24 protein-coding genes, 1 tRNA gene and 1 pseudogene are annotated in these 13,754 nt (G+C 37.8%); 10 read left to right on the top strand and 16 right to left on the bottom strand.

The window, feature by feature from the left end:
- Positions 1 to 88 precede the first annotated feature (88 nt).
- The 15 genes and pseudogenes from psiE to H1225_RS04195 all read right to left on the bottom strand — a co-directional run bounded on the left by psiE (position 89) and on the right by H1225_RS04195 (position 7,892).
- Positions 89 to 496, bottom strand: coding sequence for a phosphate-starvation-inducible protein PsiE (psiE, locus tag H1225_RS04260; RefSeq protein ID WP_098943670.1), 408 nt, complete (start codon positions 494 to 496; stop codon positions 89 to 91).
- A gap of 83 nt (positions 497 to 579) precedes the next feature.
- Positions 580 to 657, bottom strand: a tRNA-OTHER gene (locus H1225_RS04255).
- 339 nt (positions 658 to 996) lie between these two features.
- Positions 997 to 1,137: a cold shock small protein YmcF gene (gene ymcF, locus H1225_RS18390; RefSeq protein WP_419775829.1), complete on the bottom strand. Its 141-nt coding sequence runs from the start codon at positions 1,135 to 1,137 to the stop codon at positions 997 to 999.
- A gap of 7 nt (positions 1,138 to 1,144) precedes the next feature.
- A complete protein-coding gene (gene cspE, locus H1225_RS04250; protein ID WP_041701226.1) occupies positions 1,145 to 1,357 on the bottom strand; it encodes a transcription antiterminator/RNA stability regulator CspE in 213 nt (70 codons plus the stop codon).
- Between the two features lie 580 nt (positions 1,358 to 1,937).
- The gene (locus H1225_RS04245; RefSeq protein WP_072062620.1) at positions 1,938 to 2,396 is read right to left on the bottom strand and encodes an Hsp20 family protein; all 459 of its coding nucleotides are present in this window, start codon (positions 2,394 to 2,396) and stop codon (positions 1,938 to 1,940) included.
- Between the two features lie 239 nt (positions 2,397 to 2,635).
- Positions 2,636 to 3,268 (bottom strand): annotated as a pseudogene (locus H1225_RS04240) (bacteriophage antitermination protein Q).
- Positions 3,268 to 3,624, bottom strand: coding sequence for a RusA family crossover junction endodeoxyribonuclease (locus H1225_RS04235; protein ID WP_239739478.1), 357 nt, complete (start codon positions 3,622 to 3,624; stop codon positions 3,268 to 3,270). The pseudogene H1225_RS04240 and the gene H1225_RS04235 overlap by 1 nt, the downstream one beginning before the upstream one ends.
- Positions 3,621 to 3,911, bottom strand: coding sequence for a DUF1364 domain-containing protein (locus H1225_RS04230; RefSeq protein WP_004245984.1), 291 nt, complete (start codon positions 3,909 to 3,911; stop codon positions 3,621 to 3,623). The genes H1225_RS04235 and H1225_RS04230 overlap by 4 nt, the downstream gene beginning before the upstream one ends.
- Positions 3,912 to 3,989: 78 nt before the next feature.
- On the bottom strand, positions 3,990 to 4,439 hold the full coding sequence (locus H1225_RS04225) for a YbcN family protein (RefSeq protein WP_049195179.1): 450 nt from the start codon (positions 4,437 to 4,439) through the stop codon (positions 3,990 to 3,992).
- Between the two features lie 67 nt (positions 4,440 to 4,506).
- The gene (locus H1225_RS04220) at positions 4,507 to 4,842 is read right to left on the bottom strand and encodes a nucleoside triphosphate pyrophosphohydrolase family protein (protein ID WP_017628812.1); all 336 of its coding nucleotides are present in this window, start codon (positions 4,840 to 4,842) and stop codon (positions 4,507 to 4,509) included.
- Between the two features lie 21 nt (positions 4,843 to 4,863).
- Entirely contained in the window at positions 4,864 to 6,249 is a 1,386-nt protein-coding gene (locus H1225_RS04215; protein WP_109372764.1) for a replicative DNA helicase, read from the bottom strand.
- A complete protein-coding gene (locus tag H1225_RS04210) occupies positions 6,249 to 7,016 on the bottom strand; it encodes a helix-turn-helix domain-containing protein (RefSeq protein WP_109374413.1) in 768 nt (255 codons plus the stop codon). Before H1225_RS04210 ends, H1225_RS04215 begins: the two co-directional genes overlap by 1 nt.
- Positions 7,013 to 7,186 (bottom strand): hypothetical protein, encoded by a 174-nt coding sequence (locus H1225_RS04205; protein ID WP_202612010.1) that lies wholly within the window; start codon positions 7,184 to 7,186, stop codon positions 7,013 to 7,015. The genes H1225_RS04210 and H1225_RS04205 overlap by 4 nt, the downstream gene beginning before the upstream one ends.
- Before the next feature lie 95 nt (positions 7,187 to 7,281).
- Positions 7,282 to 7,602: a CII family transcriptional regulator gene (locus H1225_RS04200; protein ID WP_161747992.1), complete on the bottom strand. Its 321-nt coding sequence runs from the start codon at positions 7,600 to 7,602 to the stop codon at positions 7,282 to 7,284.
- Positions 7,603 to 7,706: 104 nt separating this feature from the next.
- Entirely contained in the window at positions 7,707 to 7,892 is a 186-nt protein-coding gene (locus tag H1225_RS04195; protein WP_004247720.1) for a Cro/CI family transcriptional regulator, read from the bottom strand.
- A 105-nt stretch (positions 7,893 to 7,997) separates the two neighbouring features.
- Between H1225_RS04195 and H1225_RS04190 the strand changes: the two genes are divergently transcribed.
- The 4 genes from H1225_RS04190 (at position 7,998) to H1225_RS04175 (ending at position 10,677) form a co-directional block, all read left to right on the top strand.
- Entirely contained in the window at positions 7,998 to 8,723 is a 726-nt protein-coding gene (locus tag H1225_RS04190; protein WP_161747991.1) for a LexA family transcriptional regulator, read from the top strand.
- A gap of 69 nt (positions 8,724 to 8,792) precedes the next feature.
- Positions 8,793 to 9,707 (top strand): SDH family Clp fold serine proteinase, encoded by a 915-nt coding sequence (locus H1225_RS04185; RefSeq protein ID WP_161747990.1) that lies wholly within the window; start codon positions 8,793 to 8,795, stop codon positions 9,705 to 9,707.
- Positions 9,700 to 9,876: a hypothetical protein gene (locus tag H1225_RS04180; protein ID WP_161747989.1), complete on the top strand. Its 177-nt coding sequence runs from the start codon at positions 9,700 to 9,702 to the stop codon at positions 9,874 to 9,876. The genes H1225_RS04185 and H1225_RS04180 overlap by 8 nt, the downstream gene beginning before the upstream one ends.
- A gap of 495 nt (positions 9,877 to 10,371) precedes the next feature.
- Entirely contained in the window at positions 10,372 to 10,677 is a 306-nt protein-coding gene (locus H1225_RS04175; RefSeq protein WP_237585246.1) for a transcriptional antitermination N peptide, read from the top strand.
- Between the two features lie 21 nt (positions 10,678 to 10,698).
- On the opposite strand, the gene H1225_RS04170 is transcribed toward H1225_RS04175, so the two are convergent.
- Positions 10,699 to 11,196: a YjcQ family protein gene (locus H1225_RS04170; RefSeq protein ID WP_161747988.1), complete on the bottom strand. Its 498-nt coding sequence runs from the start codon at positions 11,194 to 11,196 to the stop codon at positions 10,699 to 10,701.
- A 200-nt stretch (positions 11,197 to 11,396) separates the two neighbouring features.
- Here H1225_RS04170 and H1225_RS04165 point away from each other — a divergent pair, with 200 nt between their 5' ends.
- Genes H1225_RS04165 through H1225_RS04140 form a run of 6 tightly spaced genes read left to right on the top strand, consistent with a single transcriptional unit; the run spans position 11,397 to position 13,754 of the window.
- Entirely contained in the window at positions 11,397 to 12,338 is a 942-nt protein-coding gene (locus H1225_RS04165; protein WP_161747987.1) for a coiled-coil domain-containing protein, read from the top strand.
- 53 nt (positions 12,339 to 12,391) lie between these two features.
- Positions 12,392 to 12,547: a hypothetical protein gene (locus tag H1225_RS04160; protein ID WP_164530195.1), complete on the top strand. Its 156-nt coding sequence runs from the start codon at positions 12,392 to 12,394 to the stop codon at positions 12,545 to 12,547.
- Between the two features lie 7 nt (positions 12,548 to 12,554).
- Entirely contained in the window at positions 12,555 to 12,818 is a 264-nt protein-coding gene (locus tag H1225_RS04155; protein ID WP_161747986.1) for a hypothetical protein, read from the top strand.
- Positions 12,819 to 12,850: 32 nt separating this feature from the next.
- Positions 12,851 to 13,288, top strand: coding sequence for a class I SAM-dependent methyltransferase (locus H1225_RS04150; protein WP_237585247.1), 438 nt, complete (start codon positions 12,851 to 12,853; stop codon positions 13,286 to 13,288).
- Entirely contained in the window at positions 13,285 to 13,437 is a 153-nt protein-coding gene (locus H1225_RS04145) for a hypothetical protein (protein WP_196573786.1), read from the top strand. Before H1225_RS04150 ends, H1225_RS04145 begins: the two co-directional genes overlap by 4 nt.
- Positions 13,434 to 13,754 carry a hypothetical protein gene (locus H1225_RS04140; protein ID WP_196573785.1) on the top strand — a complete coding sequence of 107 codons (321 nt, stop codon included), beginning with the start codon at positions 13,434 to 13,436 and terminating at the stop codon, positions 13,752 to 13,754. The genes H1225_RS04145 and H1225_RS04140 overlap by 4 nt, the downstream gene beginning before the upstream one ends.

Here is a 13,754-nt window from a genome sequence, read left to right as displayed (position 1 = left end):
ATATGAAACATTCATATAATCTGATTATAGTAGATCATAACTGTATTCATATTAGTAAGATTATGCTTTTTTTACTACTTTTATAATTTTAATTAGGTTTCAATCTTTCAGCACTAGAAATATATAATGCAATAACAAGTAGCAGTATCGTTCCTGAGTAAACAATAAGTAACTGAGGATTTTTATGTTCAACAACAATTAACCTAATTACCGCAGTTATTGCAATATAAATAAAATATTGCAATGGAAAGTGATAATTCGACTGAAAATATTTAATAATTAATGCAATAAATTCAAAATAAAGAAAGTAAATGATAAGTCCATCAACTAATAAATAAATTGAAACTGGATCACTAACTGTAAATAATAAATTAGCAAGGATAATAGTTTCTTTAACTAAAAAAATTATTAAAATAATTGCAAGCAATATCAGGCCAACACTACTAATCCATTGTAAAACTCGACTAATTACTTTTGTTTGATTTAGTCCTGTCATAATAACTCCTAAGAGTTTATGCTCCTAATATCAAGTTTTCTATAGATTAAAATAAAAAATAGATGAGAAGCTTTATATTTAATTGGACCGCCATCAAGGTATCGAACCTCGACTTTTAGTTTAAATAAAACTAAATACTCTCCCAGTTAAGCTAATGGCGGAATGAATTTACCTGAACCAACGAACTATCACAAATGCAACTAAGAGCAATAAAGCAATGATAATTACATTCCGTAAAAAAGCGGGGATTCGGTGTAATAGCGCAGACCAATTCATAGGCATCTCCTTAGGAAATCATTCCTTTAGATACCGCATCTATTTTCGATAAAAACTTGCAAATGCAAGGTTTGCTGTTGATAGCAATGAGGTATGTTTACTTTCCTAAGTTTACCACACACTAATGAATATGTACGTTTTAAAATATAAAGGGATCATATTTAAATTTAAGCAACAAAAAAACCCCGCCAAAGCGAGGTTCTATATATTCAACTATTTAACGCTTAACTCATTTGAGCAGCCATCACAGTCTTACAAAAAATACATTTTGCGCCGTGTGGATTGTTCACTGTAACATCAAATTGTGATGTTCTATATTGTGAACCGCTACAACAAGGGCATTTAAAATAGAGGCGAATAGTAATAGCGCCTTTAGAGAGCCACCACGTTGCCTGCTGCTGGACCTTTCATACCATTTTCAATGGTAAATGAAACTTCTTGGCCTTCCATCAGAGATTTGAAGTCATCACTCTGAATTGCAGAGTAATGTACAAATACATCTTTACTTCCATCTTTAGGAGTGATGAAACCAAAACCTTTATCATCGTTAAACCATTTTACTGAACCAGTCATTGTATTAGACATAGAATTTCCTTTAATTTATTTAATTTGCCATAAGGCATATGAGGGTTTGTTTTTTATTTTTACTTATGGGAATTAATTAGAAGGAATTCGCAATGAAGTGGTATCGAGGATAACGCTAAACGGTGAACAACTTTAAACTGACTAACATAAATAGGCCTGTACTTCCAAACCAGTGATGTCATTAAGCCATAGAAAAATTCAGATAGCAAACTTTATTTTTGCAATAAAAGCACTTGTGTGTGCTATCAAGAATGAAACCCTATTAAAAGGTGCCGACTCACAGCTCTTGTGTGAACGGTATAAGTGGGTATTGATTCTGTGGTCGGCATAGACGGAAAGGCTACAAAGTAACCTTATTTAATTTAGGGTTGAATATCTTAGTGAGAATAATTATCATTACATTTGTATCAAATTGACAGGTTTGATACGAATTAGTACGACATGACTTACATTGCTTCTTGCGTTTATTTTATATGCCGATATGACTCCTAGCGTATCGGCATTTTTTTATTGTGTATTGAAAACAATTAAGGCTACACATCATGCGTAGCCTTAATCTTATTCACGTTATCTAACTCAATTAACTTTTATCTTTATTTTCTATCGCTATTGTTTGTCGTTTTTCTTCTTCAGGTAATTCATACTCAATAGCAATGGTCAGAAGTCCACTTGATAAATCGGCTTTTTCTATTTTAACATTTTTACCGAGGTCAAATTGCAACGTAAATTGCCCTTGAGATATGCCTCGGTGGATCCATTTATCATTGTCTTCTTCTGATTTTTCTTCTTTTTTCCCCTCAATCAATAAACGACTTCCTTTCAATGAAACCGATAAGTCATTTTCTTGATATCCAGGCACACTCACTGTCAGTTCATAGTGGTTATCATCAATCTGTTTCAGGTTATAGGTCTGAATTGGTGATGCAATGGGCTTACTGCCTGTTAACTGACTAAACAGGCGATCTATCTGATCAAAACGATTTGAAAGTAGGTTGTCAGATAATGTTGGGAATAATGAAAAAGGTTTAATGTTAGGCATATAACTCCTCCTTCAGTATTTAGTGAATTATGGGCGGTATCTTATTTGCCCAAAATATAAATATGAACGAGCAAGCATTTTTCAAGCCCTAAATCCTAAATTTTTTATCTTTGACCTACATGGGATTGTAGATAACAAAAAACCCCGCCGAAGCGAGGTTTGAAATACTTACATTTATACTATTATATAAATATTGCATTTAATTTATAGAAAAAAACGGAGTTTTGCAACTTTTTTAATCAGCTTAAAGCGCTAATTTTGAATAGCGAATCTCTATCTAATTGATAGCAACAATCTAATAAACAAATCCAATACAGTTTATAGCTCTTTCGCCAAGCATCAGCACTGACGCCCAACAATTCAGCGAGCTTAACATCCGTATATTTTTTTGCTGTTTGATTAATTTCTGCTTTTACCGCCTGAATGGCTAGTAAGGTAAGAGATTGAAGTCGTTGCTTAACTTTTTTCGTTATCCTTTTTTTACTATTTAATCGCTGAAACTCATGCCAAATATAGGGAACAATGAGTATTTGCTCACGATAATATTGATAATCACCATAGCAATAGAGTAATCATAAGCGCATTTCGTTAGGCAATTGATGAATACCTCTGCGCCATGATGAAGTGCGATAAGTAACTTCATTAATTAATGGTTTTGATTTTCCTTTGGCATGTTTTTGCTTAATTTTGAGTGGATGTGAGGGGAGTCTGTATCGAGACTTTCTTTCACCCGCATAGCGTATTGGGTTTCTTTTAAACCTATCGGTTACAAGTATTGCTTGTTCCTCCATGGCACTTAACGGCCCATTTTCTATAATACAAACATTCATCAACGCTGTACTTACTCGCTCGCGTATCCACTCAATATTCACTATCGCACCTCTTGGATAATTATCTGCCCCCTTTTTCCCCACACTTTTGTTACCCGCCCATCCCATACACGTGAATCATCGTCAAAAATAGCATCAAGTAATGCTTTTTCGAGATTATCTTTATTCGGTTTTTGTTGATGGGGTTTACCGTTCATTTCGGAGCGTTTAGTTTTACTCCAACTCTTCGGCATGGGTAGAATGAATGTAATGTGGTAATGTGATTCAGGTAGGGTGATTTTGTTTAACTTTACTTCGTCCTTAAACGCAAAATACTTTAAAACTGGGGGACGTTTTTTCCATTTATCAGCCTGAGTCATCCTTGGTTTAGGTACTGGTTCGATATTAAAGACCTTCACACGTTCAACTTCCCTTCTTGGATCAATATGGCTTGCGTTCTCAAAACACCTTCTAGGTGACATTGTTTTGCATACTCCATATCCGTAAATCGTGTTCGTCTATCAACTTCATCGTGACATGCACTACAAGCCCAAGCGCCAAATAAGTCATGCGATTTTATTCCGACGCCACAAAGACCTGACATTCTGTAATGGGCTAAAACAACCGTTTCAGAGTTACCATTACAAACTGAAGGTATTCTAATCTGACATTCACGCCCTTTTGCCTCATTGCGTAAATTCATCATGAGCCTCCTGATTACTATTTTTTATCACTCTAAAATAAAAACGATCATGTTATTAACTGAAATAATCATCACTATTTCCTATTCTTCTTGCTTTCTTTTCAAACTCATATATTCAGAGTTACGAGGAATGATGATCGGAATTCCCTTCTCAATGCACCATTGTTCATGTTTCTCCATCATGTAAAGCATCCTTGCTTTATCCATCTTGCTGGTTTTTTCACGCTCACCGTTTTCATTGCGTCCTAGCCAATGTCCAACGAAATATTCATGAGTTTCCTCATTAGTGATGGGCTTTGATAAAACGATTTCACCGACACCATTTTTAATATCGATAACAACGCCACGTGCACGTAACCACTCGCCTGTGGTTTCCATCCACATACGCCATGTTTTATTCATGGGTATGGTTCTTAAATCACGCCACTCGGTGATTTTGATGCGATAGCGTTTACCTGTTGTCACGATTTCGGAGAGCACTTTGAAAATACTGTTGAGATTGGATTTATGGAGACAGATATCATCTGTCACTAAACAACCTCTCCATCATTATTTTTTAAATATACAAACACCTAGTTTCATCTCGGAAATTGCTAAATTAAAATCGTTTACCTCCTTTTTTAACTCTATTTTCTCGCTGATGATCTACTCGATGTTTGTTGTATTCGAGTTTCTCTGTAATAGCGCTTTCGATGTCGTAACCGAACTCTTCCGCATAATCCAAAATACGAATAACAGCATCAGCAAGTTCAACTTCTGCCATTTTTCTATGTGGTAAATGGTAATCCATTAGATCTTTACGCTCCCCCTCCATTGCTTCACTAATTTCAGAATGGATCAAGCAAAGTAAGGTTCCTTTTTCCCTTGGGATATCCCACCATCCAGCCTCAATGTTTTGTTGATGAATTTTTTTCTGTAGTTGTTTTATTGTCATATCTAAAATCCCTCTATCGAATTAAAACGATTTTTCACAATACCTTTTAGGCTCTCGTTTCGGTTGAGCGCGATAAGCAGCCATATATTGATCAACCGATGTAATACTCAATCCTTGTTGGTCAACATACACAGTACCTGTTTTACCGTGTCGATTGAGTCTTAAAATCATCTCGGTCAGTGTTTCATCCGCATTATCGTGGTACACCGCATCACGATAAATGCCTAACCAATAATCACAATCTTGCTCGATTTGTCCTGTATCTCTTGAATCACTTGGTACGGGGCGTTTATCTGCCCTGTTTTCCAATCCCCGATTCAGTTGTACAAGCAACACAACCACCGTATTGAGCTCTTTTGCCAATATCTTTAGCCCCTTAGTGATTTCACCATAGGCAATATCATTACGGTCAGCTTTTCCCGCTTGCATCAGAGTGAGGTAATCGACACCAATAAACCCAATATCACCGACTTTGCGCTTAATTCTCCGACTTTCAGAACGAATGTGTTGTAAGGACATGCCGGGTGTATCATCCACCCAAATATTGGGCTCATCTTTAAGGCGACCGATGGCACTGCAAAGCCTATCCCATTCATACTCCTCTAACTTTTGGTAAAATTTATCTGAATTAATCTGAGTTTGTTGGGCTAGTGTCCGTTCAACAAGCTGTTTATCCGTCATTTCCATGCTGAACAACAATACAGGCTTACCTTGTTGTGAGACATTTTTTGCCATTTCAGTGAGAACGGTTGTTTTCCCCATCTTTGGACGAGCACCAATCACGAACAGAGAACCGATGACAATCTGTTTTGGGCTTAATAGGCGGTCAAAATCTTTAAATCCCGTTTTTAATCCTCGATGTTTCTCTGGGTTATCTTGGCGGTCACAAATATCGGTAAAAACATCATCCAACACATCATCAATTCGGCGTAGCCCTGTTTTTCTCCCCATTTTTCCAAACGACGTGGCTTCATCAAGCAAGCGTTGTGCTTGTTCAATTTTATCCGTAAAACTTAACTCACTTGGCACCATCATGAGTTTTTGAATTTCAACCGTCTTTTCGATAACAAAACGCTGTGCGGAACACTCTCGGATTTTTTTCGCATAAGCCATAATGTTAGCAATACTCGGTGTTTCTCTTGCCATCTCAGCAAGATAGGCAAAACCACCTGATTGATTAATTCGGCCTTTTGACTCCAGACAATCCGTCACCGTCATGATGTCTATTGGCATACGTTGGGTATACATTTCTCGCAGGGTGAGATAAATAATTTGATGGTGTCGGGCATAAAAATCTTCAGGTTTTAGCAGTGAAAAAATTGATTGCGCATTATCACTTTGCGGGTCAAGCAGGAGTCCTCCAATAACATTTTGTTCCGCCATTAAATTATTCGGAACTTGGTTCATCACAGTGCTCCTTCCCTTGTTTTGAGTACCGTTTCAGGTCTGAGTAAATAATCAAAATTCGCTCGCCAACCCCGATTATTTTCGCCGAAATACCAAGCACTCGCCGTTTCCATAAAATAATCAAAATAATTTTTAGCTGATTCGACTGTGGGCTCTTTAAGCTCTTTCAGGAATTTGGATATTGCTCGTTTGCGTTTGTCATTCAGTGATTCGGCATTGGGTAATCTATCCCCTGCTGATTCGTTGAAGGCTTGCATGATTTCCTGATAAGGAATTTTAGCTTGCCGATTAATTGAAATCTGCTTTGCAGGTTTCGAGTCGTCAGACGATAATTTTTTAGAGTTAATTGACTGGTTAAAAGACTGACTGGTTCTGGGTAAAAATTTTTGACTACCCCCTAGTCCAACCGTTTGACTACCGTGGTCAAATTCTTTGACTACCTCTGGTACAGAATTTTGACTAGGTGGTACTGTATTTTGACTACCCTCATCAAGAGATTTAGCCTCCAAATCCAAAATATATAAATTGGAAGTATGCCCCTTATCAGTTTTTCGCGTAACTTTACGAACAAACCCTTTTTTACATAAACTTTTAATGTGGTTTATCGCACTTTGACGGCTAATTTCGCAATGACGTGCAATAGTTTCATAAGAAGGAAAGCACTCGCCTTTATCATTGGCATTATCGGCAAGTTTCAGTAGCACCATTTTTTGTGCTGTACTCCCCACCTGTAATTGCATGGCTTTTGCCATTAGAAGCATACTCATTTTCGCTCTCCTAATAACTTATCCCGATGTGCTTTCCTTAATTTTGCGTCTTTCAATGCTTCCTTTAAACGCTGACAACCCAGTGGGGTTATTTCTTGTAACAACCTATTTTTCATGATGTTTTTATGCTCATCACAGCCATAAATTTCATGATTTATTCTTTGTCTCATGGTATAATTTCTCCATTCTAAAGCTGTATCAAAAAAGGGAAGCTCAAAATCAGCTTCCCTTTAATACTGGTTATTGATACAGTGTATTTGTTAGTTTAAATGGTTAAGTCCATTTGTTGAGAAGCCTCAGTGACCGCTGGGGCTTTTCTTTTTGGTGCTTTGATATGTTCAAGCATCTGAATTAACGCTCTAGCCTCATCACCTTGAATAATTACATCCTGTACTGGTGCATCGAACCCTATCGCATCCAGCAGTCTTGCTGCCTTCTCAATAAAGCCATTCTCTGCTTGCCATCTAGTGATTTGGGATTCATGAACGCCAACAGCCTTAGCAACTTGCTTAGGTGTGGTTAGAATGATCCCTTTTCGGATACGAGCCTCAATTGCACGTACGTTGCGTGAAATTGCATTTTCCATAGTCTATAGTCCTTTTAGATACAGTTAGTCCGTGACTCACGATCCTGTGAGTGTTTTTTGAAGTGCGCTTTTTCAGCGCTATCTGTTAAAGAACGTGATGATGCTTATTTTTTAGTGCTTGGAAATGGCTTTATTTCTATTGCCTTAATACCATTTTCCGTTTGTGATAAGAGAATATTTCTCCCTTCTCTTAGCGCTTTACTGATAGCGCCTTGAGTAACACCTATTGCTTTAGCCGTCTTATCTTGACCGTGCTCCTTGACGTATTCACGTAAAGCTAATTGGTTCATCTTCTTCTCCTTTAAAATGAATCTGTTTAATTATTATATTCGGTAATAAAAAAGTCAATACTAACGGTATTTTTAAAATATAACTTATAGTAATAAAATGCATAAATGAACAAAAAGAAACCGCTATCAGAAGAGCAATTGGCAGATGCCAGAAGGCTCAAATCAATTTATAGCTCTAAACGCAAGGAGCTAGGGATAAATCAAGAAGACATAGCTGAAAAGCTAGGTGTCAATCAAAGTGCTGTCAGTCATTATTTAAATGGAATTAATCCATTAAACCCGAACGCAGTTGCTACATTTGCAAAGATACTGAAGGTTGCTGTTAGTGACATAAGTCCGTCAATATCTAAACAAATAATGTCTCTAGCTCAATCGGTAGACGATGAAATCGAATATATAGGCACAGTACCCTCCGGAATGGTTCAAGTTCGCGGTGAAGCGTTCTTAGGTGTTGATGGTGCTGTGGATATGATTGAAGAACACAACGGATGGTTAAAGATATACAGTGATGACAAGGATGCATACGGCTTGAAAGTTAAAGGTGATAGCATGTGGCCTCGCATTCAATCTGGAGAGTTCGTCGTTGTTGAACCAAATACTAGAGTTAGATCTGGTGATGAAGTATTTGTACGCACTATTGATGGTCACAACATGATTAAAATCTGTAACAAGACAAGAGATGGTGATTATCAATTCACTAGTATTAATAACTCACATAAACCAATAACTCTATCACCAGATCAAGTAGATACAATTCATTATGTCGCAGCAATAGTTAAACCTATCAAGTTTATAGATGTTTGCGAAAAAACAGGTAAAGCACTGTTTTAATGGCCTGACGACACGTTTTAGAGTGTGGGAAATAAAAACGTAATATGATTTAAACACATGGATAACTTTATGCAAAATTTAGATAATGCATTGCAAGGATTTATAACATATAACATTGATGAATTTAAGAAAAAACACTTTCCTGATGCTGACGTGGTGTCTTATTATGGCGGAATAAATTTTTGGTCTAAACATTCATTCCAGCCAACAGTATCTTTTCTTGGTAAAGCAGCCCAAAAAAGGAGAGTAAAAAAACTGGTAATTCTACTTCAGACGACAGGCGGGAGTGTAGAATCAGTTGAAAAACTGGTAGAAATAACAAGATATTTCTACGACGAGGTATATTTTATAGTTCCTGACTTCGCTATGTCCGCTGGAACAATATGGTGTATGTCAGGTGATAAAATCTATATGGACTATGCATCATCACTCGGCCCTATAGACCCACAAGTAGCCAACCCAGAGAACCAATGGGTTCCAGCCCTAGGCTATTTGGACAAAGTCGAAGAGATTATAAAAAAATCTGAGCAAGGAATTGTGACTCAAGCAGAGCTAATGATGCTTAACCGTCTAGATCTCGCAGAACTTCGAAGATATGAGGAAGCAAGAGAATTATCAAAAGAACTCTTGAAAAAATGGCTTGTTGATTATAAATTTAAAGAATGGAATTATAAAGAGAGTTCAGGGGAAGTTGTTAGCTTCCAAGACAAAGTAGATAGAGCGGAAGAAATAGCTATACTACTATCTGATAATAAACGATGGCACTCACATGGTCGATCAATTGGCATTAAAACTATAATTGATACTTTAAAGTTAAAAGTTGAAGATTACTCAGACGATGAGGATTTTTCATCTGGAATTATCAACATTCATAATTTATTGCTTCAATTTGCAATGAAATCAAATCAAGAAATAGTTGTCATAGGGTCAACGCCGTTTTTAGATGAAGAAGAAGCCCAGCAACTGGAGACAGAAAATGAATAATGTTACCAACTCAAAAATCATTACAAATGTCACATCTATAAGAAATAAAGAAATAAATGAAAGACAAGTAAAAATGATTCATGATCTTGACGCCATGGGGTTGTTAGTTACACCTTCTTTCAATCTCAAATGCTCTCCATCTGCATATTTTCAACCTAGAAACAATTAACACTATTAAGAATGACAGAGAGCCCTCCCAGCGAGGGCTTTTTTGTACCCTCTCCCCACCAAAGAAGTGATCTGCATTCCAATCTGAGATTTTTTTGAAAATAAATTCCTTTCAAATTCAATAATATTACCGAAAATACAATTTTACATTACCGATGGTATTGACTTAAATAAATACCGCCTGTAATATTTATCACATCGAAGGCAAGGAGCCATAGATAAACAGGAAGTTTGCTCTTTAACAGATAGCGCTGAAAAAGCGCAAACCAAAGACAGTAAGTTTTGGGATTGGTGAATGCTAAGGCTGATTAGCAGGTTTAAAAGCTAACAGTTTCCGCAAGCGAGCGATACCAGCTAAGTAGTGTTATATGCCTTCGGGTACTGGGTCGTAATAACTGATATTGAGGGAGGTGAAAGCCGTTTACCTCGGCATGGCTTGCAAGTAGGAGATCAGCGCCTACCACCAATCACCAAAGCAAGCTGTAAGGAGATAATTATGTGTAACTTTCACGGCTACAACAACGCTAGATTACGCAGAATGGAACGTAGAAAAGCATTGCAGGAAGCACACGCATTAACTGAAAGATTAAAAGCTGCAATACACGGAGAACCAGAAGAAGAAACAAAGCGCCCTACTTTATCGTTAAAACGTAAACCAATTAGCCGAGTTGAAAAAGCAATTTTAATTCGTAGCACTAAAGTTTATGACTCAGTAGATAACTGTTGCTTACCTAATGTAGCAGTATTTTCAGGAGTTAAAACAAAACAGCCGAGCAGTGAGTTCGGGGTTACGGCGAGATAAAGCCCACGGATGGGCTTGCCATTACATAATGCTTTTAGCTAGATCAGAAAGCAATTTAGTAACAGAACCGGTATTAGAAATCAAAATGTCAATACATTTTCCGATAACACTCTCAACGCCTTTTTCTTTTATATAGTGCATGAGCGTTGTCTTTTCGGCATCAGAAATACTAGCATCACGAATCATAGATTCTAGTTTATTAATAGTGTCTTGATGGATTTTAATAGTCACTGAATTTAGTTCATTGCCAATGGAATCCTCATTTATATAATTAAATCCTTTTGAAGTGAGAGCCATCTTAGGCAGGATATATCCGAATTTACCAGTCCCGCTTAACTGAATTGCACCATCTTTAATTAAACCTTGATCTTGTAAATAATTGATATTATATGCCAGTGTATCCTTACCAATACGTGTCTCTAACTCAGTAAGTTGACTATTGCTTATTGGTTTCATTGGATAATTGCGATTATTTAGTGCTATCAAGATATCACGTTGTATTTCAGATAAAGAAGTCATTCTTATTGCCTCACATTGTAATGGAATAATGATAATACAATAGAGCGTTGCAACATGAGTATTATTGCGATCAATCCAAAATAACTAGCTGTCATTGTTATTGAATGAAGACGCAAAAGCCTTCGATCAGCAGTAACCCACCACTTAATCATTCATATCGCTATTAATAGTGAGGAATACGCACATAAGGAACATAGGAAATGGCAAATGAATTAGTCGTAATTGAACAAGCGACAGCGCTAGATTTATTTACAGCGCCAGAAAAAGTAAATCAGATGCTAGAGCACATTAAATCTCTTGCAGAAGAAGAGCGTAAAGAACTCGATAGTGATTTATCTTTGGCTAAAAACCGAAAGGCTTTTGCATCTCTGGCGTACAAAGTTACTCAAACAAAAACGTATATCGACAAGGAAGGTAAAGCAGTTGTCGATAAGTTAAAAGAGCTACCCAAAAAAGTTGATGCTAGTCGTAAGTTATTTCGTGACGAGCTAGATGCATTAAGCACAGATATTCGCAAGCCACTAACAGAGTGGGAAGCACAAGAAAAAGCTCGCGAAGAAGCCGAAGCGCTTAAGAAGCAAATCGAAGTTGATCATGAAGAGGCTCTGCAAATGAACGAGCTGTTTGATTTACGCAAAGCCGAAGAAGAACGCCAGCGCATTGCTCGTGAAGAAGAAATGAAGCGACAAGCTGCAGAACAGGCAAGGCTTGAAGCTGAGCGCAAAGCACAGCAAGAAATTGAAGCAGCAGCACGGCGAGAACGTGAAGCAAAAGAAGCTGCGGAACGCGCTGAGCGTGAAAAGCAGGAAGCTATTCAACGTGCAGAGCAAGCAGCAAAAGAAGCCAAGGAAAAGGCAGAGCGTGATGCTAGAGAGGCACTGGAGCGAGCAGAGCGCGAGAAGCAATTAGCTATCGAAGCTGAGCGCAAGAAAGCACAGGAAGCAGAACAAGCGCGATTAGCAGAAGAAGAACGTAAGCGTCAGGAAGAAGCTAAACGTCAGGCTGATAAGGAACATCAGAAAACCGTTAACAATAAAGCCATGCAAGATTTAATTGATGCTGGCATTCCAGAAGAGTGCGCCAAGAATTGCATTATCGCTATCGCTAAAAACCTAGTATCAAACGTAAAAATTCACTACTAACCCACCGCACCAACACCAGGTAACCACCTTATCGCTCACCTAGCGAGGTAACAATGAAATCAAAATATTACATCACTATGCGTGATTGCATGGCGGTGCGTATCACTACGCCTCAAGCACGTAAAAATAAACGTACAAGTCCATGGTTATTCAGTTTAGCAGTGGTCATTGTGACAACCGTTGGCGTAATACCAACATTTGTAAGTTGAGGTGATTATGCAAATTTCATACAGCTACTCGAACGGAACTCGGGTAGTAGACGGCAAAACAGTCATGGAATTTGACGACAGTAGCAAGCTCAGTATTGAGACAAGAAGTTTCAGAGAACTGGCTAAGTTAACGGAAATTGACTCAGTTGAGGCAATGGAATATGCACTCGATTGTGACGACGAATCGCTTGAACGGATTATCAATGCGATAGGCAAGGAAGCCTTTATTAACAGGATATTGCGTGTTTCTAAGCTAAGGAGGGTTGCGTGACTAAAGTTCTAGATATGTGTTGTGGTAGTCGTATGTTCTGGTTTGACAAGGAAGATAATCGAGCAATCTACAGTGATATCCGCACAGAGAAACATATTTTATGTGATGGCAGGAAGCTAAATATCACTCCAAACATTATCGCTGATTTTAAAAACCTCCCCTTCTCTGACAGTCAATTTTATCAAGTTATATTCGACCCACCTCACTTAATCAGAGTTGGCCACAACGGATGGATGTTTAAAAAGTACGGGCGATTAAATAAAGAGTCATGGAAAGACGATTTATCAAAAGGATTTGGTGAAGCATTTAGAGTGCTCAAGCCAAACGGAACATTGGCTTTTAAGTGGAATGAAACGCAAATACCTACCAAGCAAGTTTTAGCGCTAACCGACCAAAAACCAACAATAGTACAGCGTGTCGGTAAGAGCGATAAAACGCATTGGGTGCTGTTTATTAAGGAGGAGTTATGAGCAACTCAAAGCAATGGTTAGAAGAATTACGCAGGAAGCGTAAAGAATCGCAGGAACGCGAACGCAATGAATTTATGTATCAAACGGAAGTGTTAGGACGACAAGGATTGTCGATACCGTTAAAGGATTTTGCTGGAGATTTTCAATGAATATTTCTAATTCCTACCCTACCGATAAATACCCTCAATTAACATCTCCATCATTAGCAAAAAACAGAGAGGAAGCTCTGGCTCAAGCTATCGCAATGATTGAGGGTTATTTGCCGAATACGAGCGTAAAGGAGAGAGAAAAGCGACTAGCAATGGAGCTGCTGCACATGAACTTGGACGCATCGAAAAATCACCCACCTCTACCACCTCACATTCAGGCATTACGCGATGCAGGAAGGAATTCTGTATCTAGTCGCAATATTGAAATCGATTACTACGGAAGTGATCGCCGACCTGGTCAGTATTTGGGAGATTAA

Source organism: Proteus penneri (genome assembly GCF_022369495.1).
GTDB lineage: Bacteria > Pseudomonadota > Gammaproteobacteria > Enterobacterales > Enterobacteriaceae > Proteus > Proteus penneri.
Note: the sequence above shows the minus strand (reverse complement) of the source record. Positions and strands in the feature narration are given on the sequence as shown.

Excerpts from the sequence above, each read along its gene's own strand:
- H1225_RS04185 (WP_161747990.1), top strand. The coding sequence starts at position 8,793 with ATGCAAAATTTAGATAATGCATTGCAAGGATTTATAACATATAACATT.
- H1225_RS04170 (WP_161747988.1), bottom strand. The coding sequence starts at position 11,196 with ATGACTTCTTTATCTGAAATACAACGTGATATCTTGATAGCACTAAAT.
- H1225_RS04150 (WP_237585247.1), top strand. The coding sequence starts at position 12,851 with ATGTTCTGGTTTGACAAGGAAGATAATCGAGCAATCTACAGTGATATC.
- H1225_RS04190 (WP_161747991.1), top strand. The coding sequence starts at position 7,998 with ATGAACAAAAAGAAACCGCTATCAGAAGAGCAATTGGCAGATGCCAGA.
- H1225_RS04210 (WP_109374413.1), bottom strand. The coding sequence starts at position 7,016 with ATGAGTATGCTTCTAATGGCAAAAGCCATGCAATTACAGGTGGGGAGT.
- H1225_RS04145 (WP_196573786.1), top strand. The coding sequence starts at position 13,285 with ATGAGCAACTCAAAGCAATGGTTAGAAGAATTACGCAGGAAGCGTAAA.
- H1225_RS04160 (WP_164530195.1), top strand. The coding sequence starts at position 12,392 with ATGAAATCAAAATATTACATCACTATGCGTGATTGCATGGCGGTGCGT.
- H1225_RS04140 (WP_196573785.1), top strand. The coding sequence starts at position 13,434 with ATGAATATTTCTAATTCCTACCCTACCGATAAATACCCTCAATTAACA.
- H1225_RS04155 (WP_161747986.1), top strand. The coding sequence starts at position 12,555 with ATGCAAATTTCATACAGCTACTCGAACGGAACTCGGGTAGTAGACGGC.
- psiE (WP_098943670.1), bottom strand. The coding sequence starts at position 496 with ATGACAGGACTAAATCAAACAAAAGTAATTAGTCGAGTTTTACAATGG.
- H1225_RS04175 (WP_237585246.1), top strand. The coding sequence starts at position 10,372 with ATGTGTAACTTTCACGGCTACAACAACGCTAGATTACGCAGAATGGAA.
- H1225_RS04220 (WP_017628812.1), bottom strand. The coding sequence starts at position 4,842 with ATGACAATAAAACAACTACAGAAAAAAATTCATCAACAAAACATTGAG.
- H1225_RS04245 (WP_072062620.1), bottom strand. The coding sequence starts at position 2,396 with ATGCCTAACATTAAACCTTTTTCATTATTCCCAACATTATCTGACAAC.
- H1225_RS04205 (WP_202612010.1), bottom strand. The coding sequence starts at position 7,186 with ATGAGACAAAGAATAAATCATGAAATTTATGGCTGTGATGAGCATAAA.
- cspE (WP_041701226.1), bottom strand. The coding sequence starts at position 1,357 with ATGTCTAATACAATGACTGGTTCAGTAAAATGGTTTAACGATGATAAA.
- H1225_RS04180 (WP_161747989.1), top strand. The coding sequence starts at position 9,700 with ATGAATAATGTTACCAACTCAAAAATCATTACAAATGTCACATCTATA.
- H1225_RS04200 (WP_161747992.1), bottom strand. The coding sequence starts at position 7,602 with ATGGAAAATGCAATTTCACGCAACGTACGTGCAATTGAGGCTCGTATC.
- H1225_RS04230 (WP_004245984.1), bottom strand. The coding sequence starts at position 3,911 with ATGATGAATTTACGCAATGAGGCAAAAGGGCGTGAATGTCAGATTAGA.
- H1225_RS04165 (WP_161747987.1), top strand. The coding sequence starts at position 11,397 with ATGGCAAATGAATTAGTCGTAATTGAACAAGCGACAGCGCTAGATTTA.
- H1225_RS04195 (WP_004247720.1), bottom strand. The coding sequence starts at position 7,892 with ATGAACCAATTAGCTTTACGTGAATACGTCAAGGAGCACGGTCAAGAT.
- H1225_RS04215 (WP_109372764.1), bottom strand. The coding sequence starts at position 6,249 with ATGAACCAAGTTCCGAATAATTTAATGGCGGAACAAAATGTTATTGGA.